The organism is Corallococcus sp. AB049A (assembly GCF_003668885.1).
Lineage (GTDB): Bacteria > Myxococcota > Myxococcia > Myxococcales > Myxococcaceae > Corallococcus > Corallococcus interemptor.
The window spans coordinates 1-9496 of sequence record NZ_RAWL01000343.1; the positions used below are offsets into that span (position 1 = coordinate 1).

At 72.4% G+C, this 9496-nt stretch carries 5 protein-coding genes; all 5 read right to left on the reverse strand.

Features of this window, described 5'->3' with window-relative positions; all coding sequences use genetic code 11:
* The coding region (locus tag D7X55_RS29145; protein ID WP_199747202.1) for a serine/threonine-protein kinase at nucleotides 1-2300 on the reverse strand (2300 nt) is incomplete at its 3' end.
* A 4-nt stretch (nucleotides 2301-2304) separates the two neighbouring features.
* Nucleotides 2305-3132: a hypothetical protein gene (locus tag D7X55_RS43565; protein WP_158616277.1), complete on the reverse strand. Its 828-nt coding sequence runs from the start codon at nucleotides 3130-3132 to the stop codon at nucleotides 2305-2307.
* Between the two features lie 26 nt (nucleotides 3133-3158).
* On the reverse strand, nucleotides 3159-5747 hold the full coding sequence (locus D7X55_RS29155; RefSeq protein ID WP_121724767.1) for a TonB-dependent siderophore receptor: 2589 nt from the start codon (nucleotides 5745-5747) through the stop codon (nucleotides 3159-3161).
* Between the two features lie 235 nt (nucleotides 5748-5982).
* Nucleotides 5983-6912, reverse strand: coding sequence for a PhnD/SsuA/transferrin family substrate-binding protein (locus tag D7X55_RS29160; RefSeq protein WP_120551343.1), 930 nt, complete (start codon nucleotides 6910-6912; stop codon nucleotides 5983-5985).
* Complete coding sequence (locus tag D7X55_RS29165; protein WP_121724768.1) at nucleotides 6909-9422, reverse strand: tetratricopeptide repeat protein; 2514 nt, start codon at nucleotides 9420-9422, stop codon at nucleotides 6909-6911. The genes D7X55_RS29160 and D7X55_RS29165 overlap by 4 nt, the downstream gene beginning before the upstream one ends.
* Nucleotides 9423-9496 lie beyond the last annotated feature (74 nt).

Sequence of the window (9496 nt, forward strand, 5' to 3'; positions counted from 1 at the left end):
GTGACGGAGACGACCTCGGTGCCGCGCTCGGCGGCCTCCTGCGGGGCGGCCACCGGAGGCGGCTCCATCCGGGGCATGCTGCCGGAGCCACCGCGCACGGGCGGCCGGGAGATGTCCGACGGGGCCCGCATGTCGCTGCCGGAGCCCGTGCCCAGGTTGCGCGAGTGCGAGCCCGTGCCCGGCATCAGCGCCCGGGGGTTGGAGCCCGTCCCCGAGCCGGCGATGGACGACGGCGCGTACTCGGAGAGCCGGTCGCCCAGCGCCTCCTTGAAGAACTGCGCCACCGACGCGGGCGACGAGGACAGCCGGTGGTGCGCGATGACGGCTTCAATCTCCTCGCGCATCGCCGCCGCGGAGGGCGTGCGGCGCGCCGGGTCCTTCACCAGCGCGCGCAGGATGAGGTCCGACACGTCCTGCGGGATGTGGGGCCGCAGCTGCGAGGGCACCGGCGCGGGCTCGCGCACGATGGCCGCGAGCGTGGCCGCGTCGTGGTCGCGGCGGAACGGCAGCTGGCCGGTGAGCAGCTCGAAGAGCACCACGCCCAGCGCGAACACGTCGTTGCGCCAGTCCAGCGGGCGGCCGCTGGCGGCCTCCGGGGAGAGGTACGAAATCTTCCCCTTGATGACGCCCGCCTGCGTGTGCTCCTCGCCCTGCACCTTGGCGATGCCGAAGTCCGACAGCTTGATGGCGCCGTCCAGCGACACCAGCACGTTGTGGGGGCTGACGTCGCGGTGCACCACCGGGTGCGCCGTGCCGGACGGGTCCACGTAGCTGTGCGCGTAGTGCAGGCCCGCGGCGACCTCCGCCACGATGCGCAGCGCGTGCTCCAGGGGCAGCGCCATGCCCTTGCGGCGCAGCTCCGTGAGCAGGCGCTTCAGGTCCGGGCCGCGCACGTACTCCATCAGGATGTACGCCACGCCGTCCGTCACGCCCACGTCGAAGGTCTGGACGACGTTCGGGTGCGTGAGGCGCGCGTTGGCGCGGGCCTCCGCGAAGAGCATGTCGACGAACTCAGGATTCTCAGCGAACTGCGCGAGAATCTTCTTCATCACGACGAACTTCTCGAAGCCCTTCACGCCCTGCTGCTTGGCGAGGAAGACCTCCGCCATGCCGCCCTGCCCCAGCCGGCGGATGATCTGCAGCCGCGCGCCGCTGTTGTGCGTGTCCGTGGCGGACGTGCCCTTGGCGCCGGGGTCCTGGTTGGTGGAGCCGAAGAGGTACTGGCTGAGGGCGCGCTGCTCCAGCGCCTCGATGTCGTCCAGCGGCTTGTCGGTGAGCGGCGTGCGCGCGAGCAGCCCCTGGAACTGCGCCAGCGCCGGAGCCCGGGCGCTGCCGCCGCAGACGGGGCACACGCGCTCCATGGTGCCCTTGGCGCGCAGGACCTCCAGGTACTCGGAGGTCTGGATGCGCTGATGGGTGACCTGGCCGCAGTTGCGGCAGTCGCACGGCAGCCACAGCGTGGCCAGCTTCGCGGGCAGCGCCTTGGTGGACTTCGCCAGCACGGCGAGCAGCGGCGGCGGCACGCGGCAGAGCACCACCTGGGCGCCCTGCGACGCCACCTCCAGCACCTGTTCGATGCGCGGCAGCGCCTCCGGCTCCACCACGCTCACGTGGCAGCAGTCGAACGCGACGCGCCCCTCCAGGCCGGACGCCAGCCGGCGCACGTTGAGGTCGCCCTTGAGCGTGCTGGCCAGGGTGATGAAGGTGATGTCGTCCTGGACGATCTTCAGGTGCGACGACAGCTCGGACGGCTCGGACGGGATGCCCGAGCGCAGGTAGCGCAGCACCGCCGGGTCCACCGCGGAGAACTGCTGGCGGCGCGCGAAGTCGAAGAACTCCGTGGGCTCGTCCGCGAACTCCAGCGGCTGGGAGCACACGGGGCACTGGTGCGGCGGGGCCCCGCCCTGCTCCAGCACCTTGGCCTCCTCCACCAGGCGCACCAGCCGCAGCCGGTCCTCCTTGCAGAAGCGGCACGCGTAGGGCGCGAGCAGCGAGAGCACGCGCGCGACGCCCGCGAAGCCCTCCACCATGTTGAGCTGATCCACCACCACCGGCGGCGCGTTGACGACGTACAGCCCCGACACGCCCTGCGGCGGGTGGCCGGCGAACTCAATCCACCGGCGCACGCCGAAGGAGCTGATGCGCTCCACCAGGCCCAGGTCCACCACCACCAGGCCCTGGAGGCCCTTGGAGGCTGGCGAGAGCGGGAAGGTTTCGTCGATCACCCCGGCCACGCGCACGTGGGTCAGACTGCCCACGCGCAGGGAGGTGATGCTGGCATTGGAAGTTTGGCTCTCCACCCGCCTACCCTCGTTCCAGACTGAACAGCAGCGACTTGGGCTGAGCAGTCCGGCGACGAGCGTCGCCCAGGTCCACCCCGCAGGCGAACTGCGTGCGCTTTCCCGGCGTCACCCGCACCGCCACCGCGTCGCTGTGCTCCAGGATGCGCCGCAGACCCAGTCCCGCGCCACCACCCGAAGCATCCACCTGCGCCTTCTCACCCCACGCCTTGATCACCCGCACCAGCGGTGACACCGACAGGCGGCCGAAGCGGTCCGTCGCTTCCAGCCACGCCCGGCCGTCCGCCACCGCCCAGGACAGCAGGCAGCGATCCTCCTCCGCCACCGACTGCACCTGGCCACGCCGATGGGCGTACTTCGGCTCGCCGCTCCCGTCCACTGGCGCGTCAAGCAGGGCGTTCACGCCAATCTCATGGACGACATCCGCCACCCGGCTGGCCGCGCCCTTGGAGCCGCCGGCCTGGAGGACGGCCTCGGCCGCGCGCTCGCCCACGGCCGTGACCTCCGCCACGCTGCCCAGCCACGCGACGGACGTGGCGGCTTCCTTGGGGATCATGGGTTCGCCGCGCAACAGCGCGCTCAACAGGCGCGCCTCCCAGGCGGACGGCTGGCCGCCCTCTCCGCGCGTGGCCAGCAGCAGCGCCGGGGGATGCTGCGCCAGGAGCGCGGCGTGGGCGGGGGTGAGCCGCCCGTCGAACAGCACCAGCTTCGGCGCCGCGTCGTCACCGCGCCCCAACAACAGGCCGTCCCGGGCCAGCACCCCGGAGGCCTTCTCCAGCGCCTCCGGCGTCAGCGTCGTGTCCGGCGTCAACTTCAGGGGGGCATCCTTCACGGCGGCGACGGTATCCAAACTGCGCTCTAATAATGGAGTCGAACTTCGGTGAAGACGCCCAGCGGCGGTGCGGGGAAGCCGTGGGATTCCTCGTACTTCGCGTTGAAGAGGTTGGTGCCCAGGAGGGACACCGCCACGCGCTCGTGGACGTTGAAGCCCACGCGCGCGGTCGCGGTGATGTAGCTGGGCAGCTTCACGCGGGTGGCGGTGCCGGCGTTCTCGTCCACCACGAAGCCCGGATCATACCGGGCGCCCACGAACAGGCCGTAGAGCTCCACGAAGGCGAACTTGCCGATGTTGGTGCGGCCGCGCAGGTAGACGCGGTGGGTGGGCGCGTAGTCCAGCGGGTAGCCAGCCCCGCCGCCCACCGGCAGCGCCTGGGCGTCCAGGAACTGGTAGGCCACGTCGAAGGACGAGTTGAGGGACGGCACCTGCGCCGCGGCCTCCGCCTCGAAGCCCGCCACGCGCGCGTCGCCCAGGTTCTTGAACTGGGACGTGGAGCCGAAGAGCAGCTCCTGGTTGATGAAGTTGCGGGCGCGGTTGTAGAAGCCCGTGCCCGTCAGGCGCACCTTGCGGTCGAAGGGCCAGAAGTCCACCGCCGCCTCCACCGTGTCCAGCGTCTCCGCGCGCAGGGCCGGGTTGCCGAGCAGCGTCGCGGCGTACATCTGCTGGTTGATGGCCAGCTCCGCCAGCGTGGGCGCGCGGAAGGCGCGGCCGTAGTTGGTGCGCAGCGTGAGCAGCTCCGGGATGGCGTGGAACACGACGCTGGCGCGCGGGGAGATCTGATCCGTCTTCGCCTCCCAGACCTTGGAGGGGATTTGATAGTTGTCGTAGCGGGCGCCCGCGCCCACCACCAGCCGGTCCGTGATGCGGTACTCGGCGTCCACGAAGCCGCCCAGGATGGTCTGCTTCGTGTCGTCCAGGGTCAGGCCGGGCAGGACGTTCTGGTTGTTCACCTGGTCGGCCTTCACGTCGCCGCCGACGGTGACGGAGAGCTTGTCCAGGGAGAACAGCGCGCGCGCCTCGCCGCCCAGGCGGCTGCGCTTGCCCAGGGTGTCCTCCAGCGCGCCGGTGATTTCATTCTCCAGCGTCACGTTGCGGCGCTTGAAGAAGGTGTAGGCCTGGGCGAACACGCGCACGTTGTCCGTCACCTGCTGATCCAGCTGCAGGGCGGCGTTGAGGTTCTGGACGTGCTCGTTGTCCTGCGCGGTGTAGTGGCAGCGGCCGCAGTTGCCCACGGTGGAGATGTTCTGGCCACCGGGCCGGCCGATGTTGCCGTCCGTGAAGTCCGCGTCCAGCGCGAGGGGCCCCACGCGGACCTTGCCGTTCACCTGGTGGACCAGCGAGTCCTCGTTGGTGTCCGTCTGGCCCAGCTGCTGGTTGTTGAAGAGCTGCGGGCCGTCCGAGCCGAAGCCGTAGTAGCCGAGCAGCGCCTCCACCGGGCCGCCGCGGCCGGCGACGTTGGTCTGCAGGCGCCAGGTCTTGTCCTGGCCCGCGAGGATGCGCGCGTCGGCGCCCACGTTCTGGCCCTTGGCGATGAGGTCCGCGGGCTGGCGCTCGATGATGTTGATGACGCCGCTGAAGGCGTTGGAGCCGTAGAGCGACGAACCGGGGCCGCGGATGACCTCCACCTGCTTGAGGTTGGTCATCGGCGTCGTCTCATCCGCGTAGAACTGGCCCGTCCAGGGGTCCGTCAGCGGACGGCCGTCCTTGAGGAGCAGCAGGCGGTTGGACAGGTAGTTGGAGCCCAGGCCGCGCGCGCTCACCGCCGCCTTGCGCATGGAGCCCCGGCGGCACTCCATGCCGGGGAAGTACTGGATGGCCTCGCAGAGCGAGAACTGGCCGGTGCCCTCCAGCTCCTCCGCCGGGATCCAGGACACCGTGAGGGGCACGTCGGAGATGCGCTGGCTGCGCTTGGACGCCGTGGTGACGACGGCCTCGCTCAGCGCCAGGTTGATGTTCTTCTCCAGGTCGTCGCCCCCGCCCAGGTCCGGGCCGTCCAGGCCGGAGAGGCTGGAGGGCGGCGGCATGGCGCGGTCCGGCGCCGGCTCCGTGAAGGGCGCGCGGTCCGGGACGTTGCTGGCCGGGCGCTGCTGCGACGACGGCAGCACCGCGCTCGAGCCCAGGGCCGGCGCGGGCGGCGGGTTGGAGGGGATGTCCGTGGTCAGCGGCCCGTCATACGGCGACGGCGACCCGGGCGAGGCCACGGGCATCGGATCCGCCACGGACGGGCCGGGGCCGGCCATGGGCGCGGCGGGCGCGGGCGGCGGCTCGGTGGCGAGCACCGGCTCCTGCGGCGCGGGCTCCTCTCCCGGAATGGGCTCCGGCTCCACCGGCGGAGGCGGCGTCTTCGCGCCCCGGCGCGTCTTCGCCGTGCGCGCAGGCTTCGCGCCCGGCGTCGTCGCCTTGGCACCCGGCGTCGTGGCCGCGCGCTTGCGGGTGGCCTTGGTCCGCGTCTTCGCCGCGGGCTCCTGGGCCTCCTGTGCGCGAGCCGTCTCCACCGTGAACAGCGACAGCGCGCAAACCACCAGGGTGAGGCACGCGCGCGCGCCCAGCCGACCGGCAAACCCCTTCACCGCGTTGGTGCGCGGCCCACCGTACTCAGTCGAGTCCATCGTTCTCAATTCCACGAGGGGAAGCAGGGACGTCCGCGGTTCGTGCGCCAGGATCCAGAGCCGTTGCGACTGGCAATCGTCCACAGGGCCGAGTTTCAACCCCTGAACGGTGGCGTTCCGCTCGACTTCTCAAACTACCGCAATAACTCGCCTTAGGCCAAGTCATGGCTGTCGATACCGGTGAAACACGCGCGCGGCGACGGGAGCGCCGCGCGGGGCTCAGTCCACGCCGCAATCAGTCATCCGGTTGTTCAGCGGAAACGGCCAGGTCGTCCGCGAACGGCGGCAGCGCGGGACCCAGCGACTCGGACTGGACGAGCACCGGCGTCTCCACCCGCAGGTCGGGTGAGTCCGCGAGGACGGGCTGGCGGCGCGGGGGGCCCTGGGTGACGAGCTTGCGGAAGTCCTCGAACTCGCGGCCCTGGATGCGGGCGAAGGCGTCGAACGGGGCGACCGCACCCACGGAGGACAGGGCCTGGGACAACGCGTCCGCCCCGCCCTTCAGGTCCACCAGCACCGCGCCGGGAACCCGGGTGCTCCGGAAGAGGACCTTCATGTCCCTGGGCACGTGCGCCACCGGCACGAGCGCGGCCTCCGCGCCCCTGGCCTCCAGCATCTTCACCGCCGACTCCACGTTGGGCACCGGCACCAGCTTGAAGTGCTTCTGGGCGTCCAGGTCGCCGCCCAGCACGACGTGGGTGACGAACTTGGGGTCCGCGGGGCCCGCGCCCTTGACCAGCGCCATGCGCTTGCCGGCGAGGTCCTTCACGGTGCCCTTCTGGGTGGAGATGATGGCCCAGCGCTGCTGCGTCTCACCGGAGCGCGGCGCGTACGCCACGGGCTGGGCCTTCGCGCCCAGCTGCACCGCGGCCCAGCCGTCCACCACGGCGAAGTCGATCTGCCCCTCCCCCACCGCCTTGGAGAAGTCCTCGTAGCGGCCGAAGCTCTTGGCGCCCACGGGGCGGCCCAGGCTGGCCTCCAGCTTCTGGGCCAGGGCCTCCGCGTACTGGAAGCGCTCCTGGCCGTCCGACAGCGTGGTGGCCAGGAACACGCCCAGCGTGGCCTTCTTCGGCGCGGCGGAGGCGGTGAACGGGACAGCGGCAACGGCGAACAGCGCGGCGGCGAGCAGGAGGCTCCCCCGCGCGAAAAGGGATGGCGTCTTCACGGCGTCTCCTCCGCGACCCCGGTGGCCGGCGTGACGCCCTGCGCGTCACCCAGTCCATAGAGGCCCTGCAGGCGGTCCTTCCATTCCCGCACCTGGGCGGCGCGGGAGCCCGCGCCGGAGGCCAGGTAGCGGCGCCAGGCGTCCACGGCCTCGGCGGGTTCATGCCGGCGCTCCTGCGCGTCGATGCCCAGGTTGAGCGACGCGACAGGCACGGCGGTCTCCAGGCGCTTCCACGTCGCCAGCGCGGACGCGGTGTCCCCCTGGCGCCAGTCCACGCACGCCAGGTTGTGCTGCACCAGCGCGTCGTCGGGCGTCGCGGACAGCGCGGCCTTCAGCGCCTTCTCCGACGCCTTCATGTTGCCGGAGGCGTACGCGAGCGCCGCCTCGCGCCGCAGCAGCGCGCCGGTGAGGTTGCCCATCCACTTGGGCTGTCCGGGCATGGGCTTCTTCTGGGCCGTGGTGAGCAGCTTGCGCGAGGGCGCGACCTTGCCCTGGCGGTAGAGCACCCACGCGTCCGCGAGCGCGCGCGTGTTGGACCACGCCCACTCCGGCGCCGGCGTGAGGGCGCGCTTGATGCCCGCGGAGGCCTCCGCGAACCGCCCTTCCTCCGCGCGCGTGAGCGCCCGGGCGAAGGTGGCCAGCTTCGCCAGGTCCGCGCGCTTGCCGGTGCCCAGGCGGTCCACCGCGTCCAGGTCCCGGTTCGCCGCGGCGGCGTCGCCCGTCTCCAGCTTCGCCAGGGCGCGGCGCACCAGCACGCGGGGCAGGTTCGCCTCCGCCACCTTCGCCGCCGTCTTGGAGGGGCCCGCGTCCGTCAGCCGCTGCACGGCGGCGTCCACCTGGCCCAGCTCCACCTCCGCGAGCGCGGCGCCCGCGGACGCCTCCGCGCGCTGATCCGGCTCCTGCGTGGCCTCACCGGACCGGGTGAAGGCGGCGAGCGCGGCCTGCGCGTCGCCCGCGCCCAGCCGCGCGTAGCCCAGGAGCAGGTGCTCGCGCCAGGTCACGCCCGGCAGCGTCACCGCGCCCTCCATCACCTTGCGGGCCTCCGCGAACTGGTGGCTGTCCAGCAGCGCCGCGCCCAGGCGGCGGGCCATGGGGACGGAGCGGTCCAGGTCGTACGCGCGGCGCAGGTCGCGCACGGCGTCCTCCAGGCGCTGGGTGCCGGCGCGGTCGCGCGCGCGGTGGGCCAGCGCCCGGGCCAGCCACTGCTTCGCGCCGGGGTGGCCGGGCTCCACTTGAAGCGCGCTGCCGTAGTCCTCGATGGCCTGATCCCACTGGCCGGTGGCGAAGTGATCCGCGCCCAGCAGCATGTGTCCCAGCGCCTGGCGCGGGGCCATCTCCACCACGCGCCGGTGCACCTCCACCGCGCGCTGGTAGCGGCCGGCGCGGCGGTTGACGGAGCCCAGCGTGGCCCACAGCTCCAGGCTGCCGCCGCCCGACTTCACCGCGGACTCCAGGAACTGGATGGCCTCCTCGTGGCGCGCCTGCGCCTGGAGCGCCTTGCCCACGGCGATCTGCCCCATGAGCAGGCCCGGCTGCAGCTCCAGCACCTTGCGGAACTCGGCCTCCGCCTGCGCGGGCTGCTTCTGCGCGAGCCGCACGTCCCCCAGCAGCAGGTGCGCGGCGGGCGTGGAGCCCAGCTTCATCAGGGCGGTGGCCTGGATGTCCGCGCGAGGCACGTCGCCCGCGGCGAGGTACTGGCGCGCGAGGCGCTCCTTCGGCTCGGCGGCCTGCGGGAACTTCGTCACCAGCCGCTCCAGGAGCGCGCGGGACTCCGGCACCCGGCCCTCCATCTCCAGCACGGCGGCGAGGCCGATCTGCGCCGTCGCGGACTCGGCCCGGCCGGCCTGCGCCTTCTCGAAGGAGGCGCGCGCGGCGGCCGCGTCCCGGCGGATGAGGTGCGCCTTGCCCAGCAGCTCATGGATCTGGAAGTCGTTGCCCGCGAGCTTCTCCGGGCGCAGCACCAGGTAGCGCTGCAGCCGCGTCACGGCCCGGTTCCCGTCCTGGGCGTAGAGGTAGTAGCTGGCCAGGTAGTAGTGGACGATGAGGTGGTCCGGCTGATCCGCGGCGGCCACCTGCTCCAGCACCGGCACGGCCTCCGCGAAGCGGCGCAGCTTGAAGTACGCGGTGCCCAGCGGGTACGCGAGCGACAGCTCCTGCGGGTTCTGCGCGAACACCGGCTGAAGGCGCGCCGCCGTGCGCTGGAAGTCCTGGAGCGCGTTGGCGGCGCTGCCCAGGCCCGCGGCGGCGAACACGGACTGCGGCTCCTGCGCGAGCGCCTGCTCGAAGAGCTGGAGCGCCTTCTTGAACTTCTCCTCCGCCTCCTTCTTGTCGCCCTTGGCGAGGGCGGCGTTGGCGGACACGAGCGACTGGTCGCCCTGCTCCGTCATGCGCTGCGCCTCGGTGGCGGGCGGCGGGCGGAACTGGGCGAGCGCCGCCGGCGGGCCGGCCAGGGTGGCCAGCAGGGCGAGCGCGGTGGAGACGCGGCGCGGGGAGCGGATGAATGGGCGCATGCGGTTCGTCACGGCGAGGGGGCGGGGCTGAATTCGGCGACGATGACGGTGATGTCGTCGCGCTGGGGCCTGTC